16 protein-coding genes are annotated in these 14,930 nt (G+C 49.7%); 9 read left to right on the forward strand and 7 right to left on the reverse strand.

The window, feature by feature from the left end:
* Nucleotides 1-75 precede the first annotated feature (75 nt).
* Both AACS05_RS20110 and AACS05_RS20115 read left to right on the forward strand, forming a co-directional pair.
* Nucleotides 76-657, forward strand: coding sequence for an NAD(P)H-dependent oxidoreductase (locus tag AACS05_RS20110; protein ID WP_045447601.1), 582 nt, complete (start codon nucleotides 76-78; stop codon nucleotides 655-657).
* Nucleotides 658-801: 144 nt separating this feature from the next.
* On the forward strand, nucleotides 802-1,116 hold the full coding sequence (locus AACS05_RS20115) for a putative quinol monooxygenase (protein ID WP_045447604.1): 315 nt from the start codon (nucleotides 802-804) through the stop codon (nucleotides 1,114-1,116).
* Between the two features lie 104 nt (nucleotides 1,117-1,220).
* Here the strand turns inward: AACS05_RS20115 and parE are convergent, their stop codons facing one another.
* The 5 genes from parE to nudF are packed head-to-tail and all read right to left on the reverse strand — an operon-like array spanning nucleotide 1,221 to nucleotide 5,626.
* Nucleotides 1,221-3,113 carry a DNA topoisomerase IV subunit B gene (gene parE, locus AACS05_RS20120; RefSeq protein WP_045447608.1) on the reverse strand — a complete coding sequence of 631 codons (1,893 nt, stop codon included), beginning with the start codon at nucleotides 3,111-3,113 and terminating at the stop codon, nucleotides 1,221-1,223.
* 28 nt (nucleotides 3,114-3,141) lie between these two features.
* Entirely contained in the window at nucleotides 3,142-3,723 is a 582-nt protein-coding gene (yqiA, locus tag AACS05_RS20125) for an esterase YqiA (protein ID WP_045447611.1), read from the reverse strand.
* Nucleotides 3,723-4,550 (reverse strand): 3',5'-cyclic-AMP phosphodiesterase, encoded by an 828-nt coding sequence (gene cpdA / locus AACS05_RS20130; protein ID WP_045447614.1) that lies wholly within the window; start codon nucleotides 4,548-4,550, stop codon nucleotides 3,723-3,725. Before cpdA ends, yqiA begins: the two co-directional genes overlap by 1 nt.
* Nucleotides 4,551-4,574: 24 nt before the next feature.
* Nucleotides 4,575-4,997 (reverse strand): DUF1249 family protein, encoded by a 423-nt coding sequence (locus AACS05_RS20135; RefSeq protein WP_005123087.1) that lies wholly within the window; start codon nucleotides 4,995-4,997, stop codon nucleotides 4,575-4,577.
* Entirely contained in the window at nucleotides 4,994-5,626 is a 633-nt protein-coding gene (gene nudF, locus AACS05_RS20140; protein WP_045447621.1) for an ADP-ribose diphosphatase, read from the reverse strand. Before nudF ends, AACS05_RS20135 begins: the two co-directional genes overlap by 4 nt.
* A gap of 205 nt (nucleotides 5,627-5,831) precedes the next feature.
* Here nudF and tolC point away from each other — a divergent pair, with 205 nt between their 5' ends.
* From tolC to AACS05_RS20155, 3 genes are all read left to right on the forward strand, one after another.
* Entirely contained in the window at nucleotides 5,832-7,316 is a 1,485-nt protein-coding gene (gene tolC / locus AACS05_RS20145) for an outer membrane channel protein TolC (RefSeq protein WP_045447624.1), read from the forward strand.
* Between the two features lie 148 nt (nucleotides 7,317-7,464).
* Nucleotides 7,465-8,142: a DUF1190 family protein gene (locus tag AACS05_RS20150; RefSeq protein WP_045447627.1), complete on the forward strand. Its 678-nt coding sequence runs from the start codon at nucleotides 7,465-7,467 to the stop codon at nucleotides 8,140-8,142.
* 5 nt (nucleotides 8,143-8,147) lie between these two features.
* Nucleotides 8,148-9,308, forward strand: coding sequence for a glutathionylspermidine synthase family protein (locus AACS05_RS20155; RefSeq protein ID WP_045447630.1), 1,161 nt, complete (start codon nucleotides 8,148-8,150; stop codon nucleotides 9,306-9,308).
* A gap of 63 nt (nucleotides 9,309-9,371) precedes the next feature.
* Here AACS05_RS20155 and ygiD read toward each other — a convergent pair whose 3' ends face one another.
* Nucleotides 9,372-10,160 (reverse strand): 4,5-DOPA dioxygenase extradiol, encoded by a 789-nt coding sequence (ygiD, locus tag AACS05_RS20160; protein WP_045447633.1) that lies wholly within the window; start codon nucleotides 10,158-10,160, stop codon nucleotides 9,372-9,374.
* A gap of 146 nt (nucleotides 10,161-10,306) precedes the next feature.
* Here ygiD and zupT point away from each other — a divergent pair, with 146 nt between their 5' ends.
* Nucleotides 10,307-11,080 carry a zinc transporter ZupT gene (zupT, locus tag AACS05_RS20165; protein ID WP_045447636.1) on the forward strand — a complete coding sequence of 258 codons (774 nt, stop codon included), beginning with the start codon at nucleotides 10,307-10,309 and terminating at the stop codon, nucleotides 11,078-11,080.
* Nucleotides 11,081-11,136: 56 nt separating this feature from the next.
* Here the strand turns inward: zupT and AACS05_RS20170 are convergent, their stop codons facing one another.
* Nucleotides 11,137-11,313: a hypothetical protein gene (locus AACS05_RS20170; RefSeq protein WP_071829036.1), complete on the reverse strand. Its 177-nt coding sequence runs from the start codon at nucleotides 11,311-11,313 to the stop codon at nucleotides 11,137-11,139.
* 392 nt (nucleotides 11,314-11,705) lie between these two features.
* Between AACS05_RS20170 and AACS05_RS20175 the strand changes: the two genes are divergently transcribed.
* The 3 genes from AACS05_RS20175 to dsbI are packed head-to-tail and all read left to right on the forward strand — an operon-like array spanning nucleotide 11,706 to nucleotide 14,886.
* Nucleotides 11,706-13,502 (forward strand): aryl-sulfate sulfotransferase, encoded by a 1,797-nt coding sequence (locus AACS05_RS20175; protein WP_045447639.1) that lies wholly within the window; start codon nucleotides 11,706-11,708, stop codon nucleotides 13,500-13,502.
* A 23-nt stretch (nucleotides 13,503-13,525) separates the two neighbouring features.
* A complete protein-coding gene (locus AACS05_RS20180) occupies nucleotides 13,526-14,194 on the forward strand; it encodes a thiol:disulfide interchange protein DsbA/DsbL (protein WP_045447642.1) in 669 nt (222 codons plus the stop codon).
* Between the two features lie 14 nt (nucleotides 14,195-14,208).
* Nucleotides 14,209-14,886 carry a protein-disulfide oxidoreductase DsbI gene (gene dsbI, locus AACS05_RS20185; protein WP_045447644.1) on the forward strand — a complete coding sequence of 226 codons (678 nt, stop codon included), beginning with the start codon at nucleotides 14,209-14,211 and terminating at the stop codon, nucleotides 14,884-14,886.
* The last annotated feature ends 44 nt before the right edge of the window (nucleotides 14,887-14,930 follow it).

The following is a 14,930-nucleotide window of genomic DNA, read 5'->3' on the forward strand; positions in this document are numbered from 1 at the left end:
GCACATTTTGCTAATTTCACCGCGCCACTGGTGGAGGTAAAATCGCCTTCAAACGTATATTCTTGAGGACGAAAAATGAGCAACATTCTGATTATCAACGGTGCGAAAAAATTCGGCCATTCCAATGGTCAACTGAATGACACCCTGACCGAGGTCGCGGACGGCATCCTGCGCGACCTCGGGCATGATGTTAAAGTTGTACGCGCTGACAGCGATTATGACGTACAAACAGAAGTGCAGAACTTCGTATGGGCAGATGCGGTTATCTGGCAAATGCCGGGCTGGTGGATGGGTGCTCCATGGACGGTGAAAAAATACATCGATGATGTTTTCACTGCAGGACACGGTACGCTGTATGCAAGCGATGGTCGCACACGTTCAGATGCTTCTAAAAAGTACGGTTCTGGTGGATTGATTCAGGGAAAAAAATACATGCTGTCCCTGACCTGGAACGCGCCAATGGAAGCTTTCACTGAAAAAGACCAGTTCTTCCATGGCGTTGGCGTTGATGGCGTGTATTTGCCGTTCCATAAAGCAAACCAGTTCCTGGGAATGGAATCGCTGCCGACGTTTATCACCAATGATGTGATCAAAATGCCGGATGTCCCGCGTTATATCGCAGAATATCGCAAGCATCTGACCGAGATTTTTGGTTAACTAGTTATTCAAAATTAGACCCAAATAATTCGAGTTGCAGCAAGGCGGTAAACGAGCGAGTCCCGATAAGCTTACTCAGTATGTGATTTGGACGAGTAAACGCAGCTACAGCCTGAAGAATGCCGGTTATAGAAGGAGTTAACCATGCTTACAGTCATTGCAGAAATCCGCACACGTCCAGGTCAACATCACCGTCAGGCGGTACTGGACCAGTTTGCCAAAATCGTTCCGACCGTACTGAAGGAAGAGGGTTGCCACGGCTATGCACCGATGGTGGATCATGCCGCAGGTGTGAGTTTTCAGACTATGGCACCTGATTCCATCGTGATGATTGAACAGTGGGAAAGCACCGCGCATCTTGAAGCACATTTGCAAACCCCACATATGAAAGCCTACAGCGAAGCCGTAAAAGGCGATGTGCTGGACATGAATATTCGTATTCTGGAATCTGGTATTTAATTTTTCGTCATGGCCGCAAGGCCGGATGAGCACAGCGCCATCAGGCATTAGCATATTGCCGGATGGCGGCTTAAACCGCCTAATCCGGCCTACACAATGCCGCTCTACCCTTCGAGATCCGCCAGGTCGCCTTTTTCCTGCAACCAGTTGCGGCGGTCTTCAGAACGCTTCTTAGCCAGCAACATATCCATCATCGCGTTAGTACGCTGATCGTCTTCGTCATCAATGATAAGTTGCACCAGGCGACGGGTGTTCGGATCAAGCGTAGTTTCACGAAGCTGCATCGGGTTCATTTCACCCAGACCTTTAAAGCGCTGAACGTTCGGCTTGCCTTTCTTACGCTTCAACTGCTCCAGTACGCCTGCTTTCTCTTCTTCCGTCAGAGCGTAATAGACCTCTTTACCGAGATCGATACGGTATAACGGTGGCAACGCCACATAGACGTGTCCATGTTTGACCAGCGTGCGGAAATGCTTCACAAACAACGCGCAAAGCAGCGTCGCAATGTGCAGGCCATCGGAGTCCGCATCCGCCAGAATACAGATCTTGCCGTAGCGCAGCTGGCTCAGATCGTCGCTGTCCGGATCGATACCGATCGCCACCGAAATGTCATGTACTTCCTGGGATGCCAGCACTTCATCAGAAGAGACTTCCCAGGTGTTGAGGATCTTGCCTTTCAGCGGCATGATCGCCTGGTATTCACGATCGCGCGCCTGCTTGGCCGATCCGCCTGCCGAGTCCCCTTCCACCAGAAACAGCTCTGTACGATTAAGATCCTGCGCGGTGCAGTCCGCCAGCTTACCCGGCAACGCCGGACCACTGGTGAGCTTTTTACGCACCACTTTTTTCGCTGCGCGCAGGCGACGCTGGGCGCTGGAAATGGCCATTTCGGCCAGGAGTTCTGCTGACTGCACGTTCTGATTCAGCCACAGGCTGAAGGCATCTTTCACCACGCCAGAGACAAATGCCGCGCACTGACGCGAAGAAAGGCGTTCTTTAGTTTGGCCGGCGAACTGCGGGTCCTGCATTTTTACCGACAGCACGTAAGCACAACGGTCCCAGATATCTTCCGCCGACAGTTTCACGCCGCGCGGCAAAATATTGCGGTATTCACAGAATTCACGCATTGCATCCAGTAACCCCTGACGCAGGCCATTGACGTGCGTACCACCCTGCATGGTAGGGATCAGGTTGACGTAGCTTTCAGTCAGCAGCTCACCGCCTTCCGGTAGCCAGAGCAGCGCCCAGTCAACGGTCTCTGTTTCACCGCTAAAATTACCGATAAACGGTTTTTCTGGCAGCGTTGGTAAACCATTAACGGCTTCGCACAGGTAATCATTCAGACCGTCCTGGTAGCACCAGCGCTGCTCGCTGTTGTTGACCTCATCCTTAAACGTGATTTCAACGCCAGGGCACAGAACCGCTTTAGCTTTCAGCACATGCGTTAAGCGAGAAACAGAAAAACGAGGGCTGTCAAAGAAGCTTTCATCCGGCCAAAAGTGCACGCTGGTACCGGTATTGCGTTTACCGCAGGTACCGACCACCTGTAAATCCTGTACTTTGTCGCCGTTTTCAAACGCGATGTTGTAGACCTGCCCATCGCGGCGCACATTCACTTCCACACGCTTTGAAAGCGCGTTGACTACGGAAATACCGACCCCATGCAAACCGCCGGAAAACTGGTAGTTCTTATTGGAGAACTTACCGCCCGCATGCAGGCGGCACAGGATCAGTTCGACCGCCGGAACGCCTTCTTCAGGGTGAATATCCACCGGCATGCCGCGTCCGTCATCAATGACTTCCAGTGATTGATCGGCATGTAAAATCACGTCCACGCGTTTTGCGTGGCCCGCCAGTGCTTCATCCACACTGTTATCAATAACTTCCTGCCCAAGATGGTTAGGACGGGTCGTATCGGTGTACATCCCTGGGCGACGGCGTACCGGCTCAAGCCCAGTGAGTACCTCAATGGCATCAGCGTTATAAGTTTGCGTCATGGTTTAAATTAGCAATTCGAATTGATCGTCAGAAACTGTGCAGTCCAAGGAAATCGACAATCTGGTTGAAATAATCTTCGAAGCCCGTGAATGCGTGATTCCCGCCCTCAATAACTGTCTGACGGCAGGAGGCGTAATACGCCACCGCCTGGCGGTAGTCCAACACTTCATCGCCCGTTTGTTGTAGCAACCAGAGCAAATCCGGCGCTTCCAGCGGGTCAATCTGCATGACTTTAAGATCGTAAATATGGCGAGACTCTAGCACATATTGCTGCCCGGTGTAGGGGTTCTCGTTTTGGCCGAGGTAGTCAACCAGCAGTTCATAAGGCCGCACAGCGGGGTTCACCACCACTGCAGGCAGCATAAAACATTGCGACAGCCAGGTGGCGTAATAGCCCCCCAAAGAAGAACCGACAATCCCCAGCGACTCTCCGCCATGCTCAAGGATAATAGATTCCAGCATTTCTGCCGCCTGGGCAGGATACGGCGGCAGTTGCGGTACGATCATCTCAACGTGCGGATGATGCTCCGCCAGCCAGCTTTTCAGCAGGCATGCTTTCGCAGAGCGAGGCGAGCTATTAAATCCGTGTAGATAGAGGAGCGTAGACATCAATAACCTTCTGAAGCTGTATCAGGGTGGAACCGATTACCCTGCAGACGACAGACCTGGGTTTGCAGTGTACCGTCAGCAAAAAGTTCCAGCGTACGCCAGCCTGGGCTTATCGTATCTAACGTGAAATTGGAACAATGAGGCTTAAACTGCACGCAGGTCGACGGCGTAGCCAGCAGGCGGCGTCCGTTCCAGTCAAGGTCCAGTTCCTGATGAATATGCCCACAGAGCAGGTACTTTGCGCGCGGATAGTTCACCAGCACGTTGTCCAGTTCGGCAGCGTTACGCAGGCTGTGCTGATCGAGCCAACTGCATCCCGCAGGAAGTGGATGATGATGCAAAAGCAGCAAGGTATTACGCTCAGGCACATCAGCGAGTTTGCGCTCCAGCCATTCGAGCTGAAATTCGCTTAACTCACCATGTGGGACGCCGAAAACCTGGCTATCCAGCAACAAAATTTGCCACTGTTCGCCAATGAAGACGCGCTTGGCAGGGGAAATTCCTGCCTCCTGAAGGGCGCTGTACATTGCCGGCTGAAAATCATGATTGCCTGGCAACCAAACGCAGGGCGCACGAAAACTTGCGATGCCCTCAGCAAAGTGCTGATAAGCCGCAGCGGATTGATCCTGCGCCAAATCTCCAGTCGCCACGATCAGATCGTATTCAGGCGACTCAGCATGTATTGCATCCAGTACGGACTGATAGCTATCCCAGGTATTCACACCCAGCAGCGTTTCATGCTTTTCGGCAAACAGGTGAGTATCTGTAATTTGTAAGATCCTGACTCTGGCCTCACCAGCCAAAGGAAGGGTTAACAGGCTTTCCAAATGGTGTCCTTAGGTTTCACGACGCTAATAAACCGGAATCGCCATCGCTCCATGTGCTAAACAGTACCGTAACCAGTCGGCCAGAAACTGATTAATTTGATGCTTTTCGTCGCGTTGATGCAACTTTTTATTTGGATAATCATACCGCGCTTTGAAGCGAAAGATCTGCTGGCTTGAACACACTTCAGCCACCCTCGCATCATGATACAGGCGTACGGTCAGCGATGGCAGGCTCCAGTAAGTAACGGCTGGCGCCGTCTGTTCGATCGCAACAAGCGTAGTGTATCGGGTCGATTCAACAATCGTTAACCGATATTGTGCGTTTGCCACCTGATAGCTCACTGTTTCGCCGGCTGCGTCATTGCGCGGCAACAGGCGGCGCAATTGCGAAAAGTTGGTCTCGCACAGACGCATCATTTCAGGGAAGTCAGGTGTGTAACGCTTCATTTTTTCCACTCAGTTTTTAACTCTTGATAGTGCAGCTGTAACCATTGCAAAGCGATGACAGAGGCCGCGTTGTCGATTATCCCCTCTTCTACCCACTGGTAAGCCTGTTCCCGGCTAACCACATGAACACGAATATCTTCGTTTTCATCCGCCAGACCGTGGATCCCGCTTGCGGTCGTGGCGTCCACTTCACCTACCAAAATAGACAGGCGCTCACTGGTGCCACCTGGGCTTGCCAGATAGCTCAGAACGGGCTTCGTCCGCTTCACATCCAGTCCAGCTTCTTCCATTGCTTCACGGCGGGCAACATCCTCAACGGTCTCACCTTCTTCGATCATCCCGGCCACCATTTCCAGTAGCCACGGGCTTTCGCTGGTGTCATATGCCGCGATACGAATCTGCTCAACCAGTACAACTTCGTCCCGCTTAGGGTCAAAGGGTAGCAAGACTGCCGCATGTCCGCGCTCAAAAATTTCGCGCTTTACCTCTTCACTCATTCCGCCGTTAAACAGTCGATGGCGGAACCGATAAAGATCCAGTGAAAAAAAACCGCGGTATAGCGTTTCTCGTGCAATAATTTCTACATCATTTTTAGTGAAAGTCATTGGCAAGTTGTCTGGTTTACGCATCGTGCTGTCCTGATACCAATAGTGATTAAAATGTGAATTTCAAGGTCGTTTGACTGCTGTTTGAGCGCCCTTGTGTTAAATTGATGCAAATTAACGCCGTATGGCACGTAACGCCAACTTTTTGAAGTGGCGGATTCTGCTAGAATCAGCAATTATTTTTACAATTTGATCAGCGCTAAATACTGCTTCACAACAAGGAATGCAAATGAAGAAATTGCTCCCCATCCTTATCGGCCTGAGCCTGTCGGGGTTCAGTGCTTTGAGCCAGGCAGAAAACCTGATGCAGGTTTATCAGCAAGCACGCCTGAGCAACCCGGAATTACGTAAATCCGCCGCCGATCGCGATGCTGCATTCGAAAAAATTAACGAAGCGCGTAGTCCTTTACTGCCGCAACTGGGTTTAGGTGCCGATTACACCTACAGCAATGGCTACCGTGACGCAAACGGCGTTAACTCCAACGCCACCAGCGCGTCGTTGCAGTTGACTCAGTCTCTTTTCGATATGTCGAAATGGCGCGCCCTGACGCTGCAAGAAAAATCAGCAGGCATCCAGGACGTAACTTATCAGACCGATCAGCAAACGCTGATCCTGAACACTGCCACAGCCTATTTTAACGTATTGAACGCAATCGACGTGCTTTCTTACACCCAGGCACAGAAAGATGCCGTCTACCGTCAGTTAGATCAGACCACTCAGCGTTTTAATGTTGGTCTGGTCGCCATCACTGATGTGCAGAACGCCCGTTCACAATACGATACCGTACTGGCAAATGAAGTTACCGCACGTAACAATCTGGATAACGCGGTAGAACAACTGCGCCAGGTAACCGGTAACTACTATCCGGAACTGGCTTCGCTGAACGTTGATGGCTTTAAAACCAACAAACCGCAGGCGGTTAATGCCCTGCTGAAAGAAGCGGAAAACCGCAACCTGACCTTATTGCAGGCGCGTTTAAGCCAGGACCTGGCACGTGAACAAATTCGTCTTGCGCAGGACGGTCATTTACCGACCCTGGATTTAACCGCCTCTACCGGTGTTTCCGACACCTCTTACAGCGGTTCTAAAACCCGTGGTGCTACTGGTTCCCAGTACGACGATAGCAATATGGGCCAGAACAAAATCGGTCTGAGCTTCTCACTGCCGCTGTACCAGGGCGGGATGGTTAACTCTCAGGTGAAACAAGCGCAGTACAACTTTGTTGGCGCGAGTGAGCAGTTGGAGAGCGCACACCGTAGCGTGGTGCAGACCGTCCGTTCATCCTTCAACAACATCAATGCTTCTATCAGTAGCATTAATGCGTACAAACAAGCGGTTGTCTCTGCGCAAAGCTCTTTAGATGCGATGGAAGCAGGCTATTCCGTGGGTACACGTACTATCGTGGATGTGTTGGACGCAACCACCACGCTGTACAACGCTAAGCAACAGTTAGCTAATGCGCGTTATACCTATCTGATCAACCAGTTAAACATCAAGTCTGCGCTCGGTACGTTAAACGAGCAGGATCTGGTAGCGTTGAATAATACGTTGGGCAAACCGATTTCTACCGCGCCCGAAGCGGTTGCACCGGAAAACTCACAGCAAGACGCAGCTGCTGATGGCTATACCGCGAATAACGCGGCGCCAGCGGCCCAGCCGACTGCAGCACGTACAACCAGCAGCAGTAACGGCAACAACCCGTTCCGTAACTGATGCTGATGACGGGGCTTCGGCCCCGTCTGAACGTAAGGCAACGTAAAGATCCGCCCCTTCTTCCGCATTCTCGCCTCTTCCCGCTTCAATTTCGACCAGTCATCCACTATTCTGAGCAGTATTTACTACTGGGTCCTGGAAGACATAAATGAAACGGACAAAATCTATACATCACGCGTCATTCCGCAAAAGCTGGAGCGCACGCCATTTAACTCCTGTCGCTCTGGCAGTGACCGCTGTCTTTATGCTGGCGGGCTGTGAGAAGAGTGACGAAACAGTTTCGCTTTATCAAAACGCAGATGACTGCTCTGCAGCGAATCCGGGTAAAAGCGCCGAATGTACTACCGCATTCAACAACGCGCTGAAAGAAGCAGAACGTACCGCGCCTAAATACGCCACTCGCGAAGACTGTATCGCTGAATTTGGCGAAGGCCAGTGCCAGCAAGCACCTGCACAGGCAGGTATGGCACCGACCGGTGAAGGCCAGGCTCAGGCGCAGAACCAAAGCAGTGGCAGCTTCTGGATGCCGCTGATGGCGGGTTATATGATGGGTCGTATGATGGGCGGCGGAATGGGCGCTCAGCAGCCTCTCTTCAGCTCGAAAAACCCAGCCAGCCCGGCATACGGCAAATATACGGATGCAGGTGGTAAGAACTACGGCGCTGCACAGCCAGGCCGCACGATGACCGTACCGAAAACGGCAATGGCGCCAAAACCGGCAACCACATCAACCGTAACTCGCGGTGGTTTTGGTGAGTCTGTGGCAAAACAGAGCACCATGCAGCGTAGCGCAAGCGGTACCACCACACGTTCAATGGGTGGCTGATCTACATGGAAAGAATCAGTATTGTCGAGCGCCCGGACTGGCGCGATAAGGCCACCGAATACGGTTTCAACTTCCACACCATGTACGGCGAGCCATACTGGTGTGAAGACGCCTACTACAAGCTCACGCTTGCTCAGGTTGAAAAGCTGGAAGATGTCACTGCTGAGCTGCACCAAATGTGTCTCAAAGTGGTTGAAAAAGTCATTGCCAGTGATGAACTGATGACGAAGTTTCGCATTCCCAAGCATGTCTGGGGCTTTGTCCGCCAGTCCTGGCAGACCCAGCAACCATCGCTCTATTCGCGCCTTGATCTGGCGTGGGATGGCACTGGTGAACCCAAGCTGCTGGAAAACAACGCTGATACGCCAACGTCTCTGTACGAAGCCGCATTTTTTCAGTGGATCTGGCTGGAAGACCAGCTTAATGCAGGGAACCTGCCGGAAGGTAGCGATCAGTTCAACAGCCTGCAGGAAAAGCTGATTGAGCGCTTTACCGAGTTGCGCGAACAGTATGGTTTTCAGTTGCTGCACCTGACCTGCTGTCGCGATACCGTCGAAGATCGCGGGACTATTCAGTATCTGCAGGATTGCGCGGCCGAGGCGGAAATAGCGACCGAATTCCTCTATGTCGAAGATATTGGCCTTGGCGAAAAAGGTCAGTTCACAGACTTAGAGGATCAGGTTATTGCCAACCTGTTTAAGCTCTATCCGTGGGAGTTTATGCTGCGCGAGATGTTCTCCACCAAGCTGGAAGACGCCGGTGTTCGCTGGCTGGAACCGGCCTGGAAAAGCATTATCTCTAATAAAGCGCTATTGCCTCTGCTGTGGGAAATGTTCCCCAACCATCCGAACCTGTTGCCTGCGTATTTCGCCGAAGACGACTATCCGCAGATGGAAAAATTCGTCGTGAAGCCGATCTTCTCCCGTGAAGGCGCCAACGTATCCATCATTGAGAACGGTAAAACGATCGAAGCGGTAGAAGGTCCGTACGGTGAAGAAGGAATGATCGTACAACAGTTCCATCAGCTACCGAAGTTTGGCGACAGCTACATGTTGATCGGCAGTTGGCTGATTAACGATCAACCTGCCGGGATCGGCATTCGCGAAGATCGGGCATTGATCACTCAGGATCTCTCCCGCTTCTATCCGCATATCTTTGTCGAGTAATGTGCGTGTGCCGGGTGGCGATTTCGCCTGACCCGGCCTTCACTCAATTACTGCGGGTAAAAATCAGCCTACCTGCACCGACAGCATACTCAGGCTACCCATCTCAATACCGTCCACCGGGATCGTGACAGGTTCTTTGGCATCCCATGCACCTAAAACGTACAGCAGCGGCAGATAGTGATCCGGCGTCGGGTTCGACAGCGAACCGCCTTCATGGTCGAGATAGTTGATCAGTGGATGCTGCTCAACAGGTCCCTGCCAGGTCAGGTTTGCCTTCACATAATCATTAAATGAGGTCGCCCATGGGTATGGCGTATTCTCGCCGTGCCAACGTGCTGTCCGCAGGTTATGCACCACGTTACCGCTGGCAATCAGCATGATGCCCTCATCACGCAGCGCCGCCAGTTTGCGTCCTGTTTCAAAATGCCAGGCAGCAGGCTTAGTGCTGTCGATGCTTAGCTGTACCATCGGAATATCTGCATTCGGGTACATCTTGATCAACACACCCCATGAGCCGTGGTCGAAACCCCAGGCTTCTTTGTCTAACGTAACCGGTACGGGTGAAAGCAAATCCACCAGATGTTGCGCCAGTTCGGGTGAACCGGGAGCCGGATAATGGGTGTCATACAATGCCTGTGGAAACCCACCAAAATCGTGAATCGTTTTTGGTGCTTCCATGGCGGTCACGCCAGTCCCACGAGTGAACCAGTGCGCCGATACCACAACGATGGCTTTTGGACGCGGCAACGTTTCCCCCAGTTGCTGCCAGGCACGGGTATAAACGTTATCTTCCAGAACATTCATCGGGCTGCCATGACCCAAAAACAATGCTGGCATACGAGTTGAAGACATGATGATATCCTTACTGAGGGAGTCATTTTGATATCACCACAATACGCTTTTTCGGTTGATGAAGAACTCAGATAACCATGATGGAGATCATCAGTTATTTTGACGATCTGGCCGGATAGCAGATTGATAAGGAGTTGGATTTGTCGATGTCAGTACCTTTACTTCTGACTTTGCTGGCGGGGGCTGCCACCTTTATTGGCGCGTTTCTTGGCGTTCTGGGACAAAAACCCTCTAATCGCGTCCTCGCCTTTTCTCTGGGTTTTGCCGCAGGTATTATGCTGCTTATCTCCCTGATGGAAATGCTGCCCGCCGCGCTGGCCGCTGAAGGGATGTCGCCAGTACTCGGCTACGGGATGTTTATTGTTGGTTTGCTGGGCTATTTTGGTCTGGATCGCCTTCTGCCACACGCACATCCTCAGGATCTGGTGCAAAAAACAAAACTGCCTTTACCCAGCTCCATAAAACGTACCGCAATTTTATTAACTCTTGGCATTAGTCTGCACAACTTCCCGGAAGGGATTGCTACTTTTGTTACCGCCAGTAGCAATCTCGAACTGGGTTTTGGCATCGCCCTGGCTGTTGCATTACATAATATTCCTGAAGGTCTAGCCGTTGCCGGACCAGTCTATGCCGCAACCGGCTCCAAACGCACAGCGATATTCTGGGCAGGGATCTCAGGTATGGCGGAAATACTGGGTGGGGTGCTGGCGTGGTTAATTCTGGGTAGTCTGATTTCACCGGTTGTGATGGCAGCAATTATGGCCGCTGTAGCCGGTATTATGGTCGCATTATCAGTAGATGAATTGATGCCGCTGGCTAAAGAAATCGACCCCAATAATAATCCGAGCTATGGCGTGCTCTGTGGAATGTCAGTAATGGGGCTGAGCCTGGTGATCCTGCAATCAATGGGCATCGGGTAATACAGATGGCGGATGTTACGCTGTAGTTCAGCCATCCGCCTCAACTACAGCAGAAATTATTCCTGATCCCTGACCGTGCTGCCATCTTCGCCCGTGCGACGAAAGAGCTTGTTACGTGCCTCCAGTAATGCATCTCTGTCTTGTCGAAACGCTTTGCAATAACGCTTCATATGGCAATAATAACCAACAGCAACGAGTGCAATTAATACAATCCAATACCAGGCAATAAACATTCTTTTACCCTTAAAATTTAACATCATTAAACATTTAACGTTAAAATTTCACATAACCTTATTTTGACCTACCCCTATAGTGGCATAATGCAGAAACAAATATATGATTTCGATCATATAAACCAGTAGACAAGGTCAATCACAGAACATGTATTAAAAAGAAAACAATGTCGAAACGATCACACTCCATAATAATATTTATTGTTCTGAAAATATCACTCACTTACTATCAAAAGTATTAAAGACATCGAATATTGATAATTTATATATTTCAAAAAACAAATAAATTATAAAACTATGCTCTCCCCTATATTTTAATCAAGTCATACATCACTACAAACATAATATATTCATCGTCATTATATTTACAGGTAATATAAGGAGATATATCCATGTTTAAGCAATACCGTAAAAAACTACTGGTCGGTACTATTGCCCTGGCATGCGGATTAACCTCAGCAAATTCTTTTGCTGCAGGTTTTAAACCGGCACAACCAGCAGGAAATCTGGGCGCGGTAATTGTTGACCCTTATGGAAATGCACCGCTAACCGCATTGGTTGAATTAGACAGCCATGTCATTTCAGATGTCAAAGTAACCGTACACGGCAAAGGTGAAAAAGGAGTTCCCATTACCTATAACGTAGGCAAAGAATCGTTAATCACTTATGATGGCGTACCTATTTTTGGCCTTTATCAAAAGTTCGCCAATAATGTTACCGTTGAATATAAAGAAAATGGTAAACCGATGATAGATGATTATGTAGTGCAAACTTCTGCCATCGTTAATCATTATATGGATAACCGTTCTATATCCGATCTGCAACAAACCAAGGTTATTAAAGTCGCACCAGGTTTTGAAGATCGCCTTTATCTTGTAAATACCCACACCTTTACTTCCCAGGGATCAGATATTCACTGGCATGGCGAAAAAGATAAAAATGCCGGCATTCTTGATGCAGGACCTGCCGGAGGCGCACTTCCCTTCGACATCGCTCCGTTTACCTTCGTCGTTGACACAGAAGGTGAGTACCGCTGGTGGTTGGATCAAGAGACGTTCTATGACGGGCATGATGTTAATATCAATAAACGTGGTTACCTGATGGGGATTCGTGAAACGCCTCGCGGGACGTTCACAGCTGTACAGGGGCAACACTGGTACGAATTCGATATGATGGGGCAGATTCTGGAAGATCATAAACTGCCGCGCGGCTTCCTTGACGCTACGCATGAGTCTATCGAAACGGTTAAGGGCACGGTATTACTGCGCGTAGGAAAACGCAATTACCGTAAAGAAGATGGAGTACATGTACATACCATCCGTGACCAAATCCTCGAAGTCGACAGATCCGGCCGCGTTGTTGACGTATGGGACCTGACAAAAATTCTCGACCCGCTACGCGATGCGTTACTGGGGGCACTGGACGCAGGTGCGGTATGCGTGAATGTCGACCTCGCTCATGCCGGTCAACAAGCAAAACTGGAGCCAGATACCCCTTACGGCGATGCTCTGGGTGTGGGGGCTGGCCGTAACTGGGCGCACGTCAACTCTATCGCCTACGACGCCAAGGATGACTCGATTATTCTTTCCTCTCGCCACCAGGGCGTCGTCAAAATTGGTCGTGATAAGCAGGTTAAGTGGATCCTCGCACCATCTAAAGGCTGGAATACAAAGCTGGCGAGCAAGCTGTTAAAACCGGTAGATGCGAAAGGTAATGCACTGAAGTGTGACGAAAATGGCAAGTGCGAAAACACCGATTTCGATTTTACCTATACCCAACATACCGCCTGGCTATCCAGTAAAGGAACATTAACCATCTTTGATAATGGTGATGGCCGTGGGCTTGAGCAACCAGCATTACCAACCATGAAGTACTCCCGTTTCGTCGAATATAAAATTGACGAGAAAAAAGGAACCGTCCAACAAATCTGGGAATACGGTAAAGAGCGTGGTTATGATTTCTATAGTCCCATAACTTCCGTTATCGAATATCAAAAAGACCGTGACACAATGTTTGGATTCGGCGGTTCTATTAATTTATTTGATGTTGGCAAACCGACAATCGGCAAGATCAATGAAATTGACTACAAAACAAAAGAAGTCAAAGTTGAAATTGATGTCCTTTCAGATAAACCCAACCAGACCCACTACCGGGCATTACCGATTCGTCCACAACACATATTTAAATAAAATCGTTGTATTAAGGATAAACTATGTCAGCTAAATGGATTACTTCATTATTTAAAAGCATGGTGTTAACTGCAGCGCTTGTCGCGCCTTTTACGGTGTCCGCTTTTACCGAAGGCACCGATTATATGGTTCTGGAAAAACCTATTCCTAATGCCGATAAAACATTAATCAAAGTATTTAGTTACGCCTGTCCGTTCTGCTACAAATACGATAAAGCCGTCACCGGCCCTGTATCAGATAAGGTTGCAGATCTCGTCACCTTTACGCCGTTCCATCTGGAAACTAAAGGTGAATATGGCAAACAAGCCAGCGAAGTGTTTGCCGTGATGATATCCAAAGATAAAGCAGCAGGTATTTCATTATTTGATGCGAAGTCACAGTTCAAAAAAGCGAAATTTGCTTACTACGCAGCTTATCATGACAAGAAAGAACGCTGGTCAGATGGCAAAGATCCAGCATCATTCATCAAAACAGGTCTGGATGCTGCAGGTATGAGCCAGGCAGACTTTGAAAGCACCTTAAAAGAACCTGCCGTTCAGGAAACACTAGAGAAATGGAAAGCGGCCTATGATGTTGCCAAAATTCAGGGCGTTCCGGCTTACGTCGTCAATGGTAAATACCTGATCTACACCAAGAGCATCAAATCCATTGATTCTATGGCTGAACTTGTCAGGGAACTGGCAGCGAAATAAACAGGGATAAGGCTATGGCTTTCATAAAGGGATTATGGCGGAATTTACGTACTACGCCGGTTGATACTCTGGTGAGATGGCAGGAACAACGCTTTCTGTGGTTGTTTATGGCACTCGCAATGGGTGGGTTAATTATACTGGCGCACTCTTTCTTCCAGATCTATCTCTACATGGCACCCTGCGAGCAGTGTGTTTACATTCGCTTTGCCATGTTCGTGATGGTTTTTGGTGGGTTGATTGCGGCAGTAAACCCGAGAAATATCATTCTGAAGCTCATTGGCTGTATCGCGGCGTTTTACGGCAGCATCATGGGTGTTAAGTTCTCGATCAAGCTTAATAGCATTCATCATGCAGTACATAACCCAGACCCGGATTCACTGTTTGGTGTGCAGGGATGTTCCACCGATCCGACATTCCCTTTCAATTTGCCACTGGCAAACTGGGCACCAGAATGGTTTAAACCCACTGGAGATTGCGGGTATGACGCGCCTGTCGTTCCTGATGGCGTAACGCTTAGTAGCACACAGCAATGGTTTATCGATCTCTACCAGCAATCCGAAGGCTGGTATTTGATCCCGCCATGGCAATTTATGAATATGGCGCAATCCTGTTTGCTGGCCTTTGGTTTATGTTTAGCGTTTTTACTGGTGATGAGTTGTGCGTGGATACTCAAGCTGATCAGCGCAAAATAGCCTGGCCGCAGTAACAAAAAACCGAAGTCAGAAAACTGACTTCG

Source organism: Citrobacter sp. S-77, assembly GCF_963864895.1.
In the GTDB taxonomy this organism is placed as follows: Bacteria; Pseudomonadota; Gammaproteobacteria; order Enterobacterales; family Enterobacteriaceae; genus Citrobacter; species Citrobacter murliniae.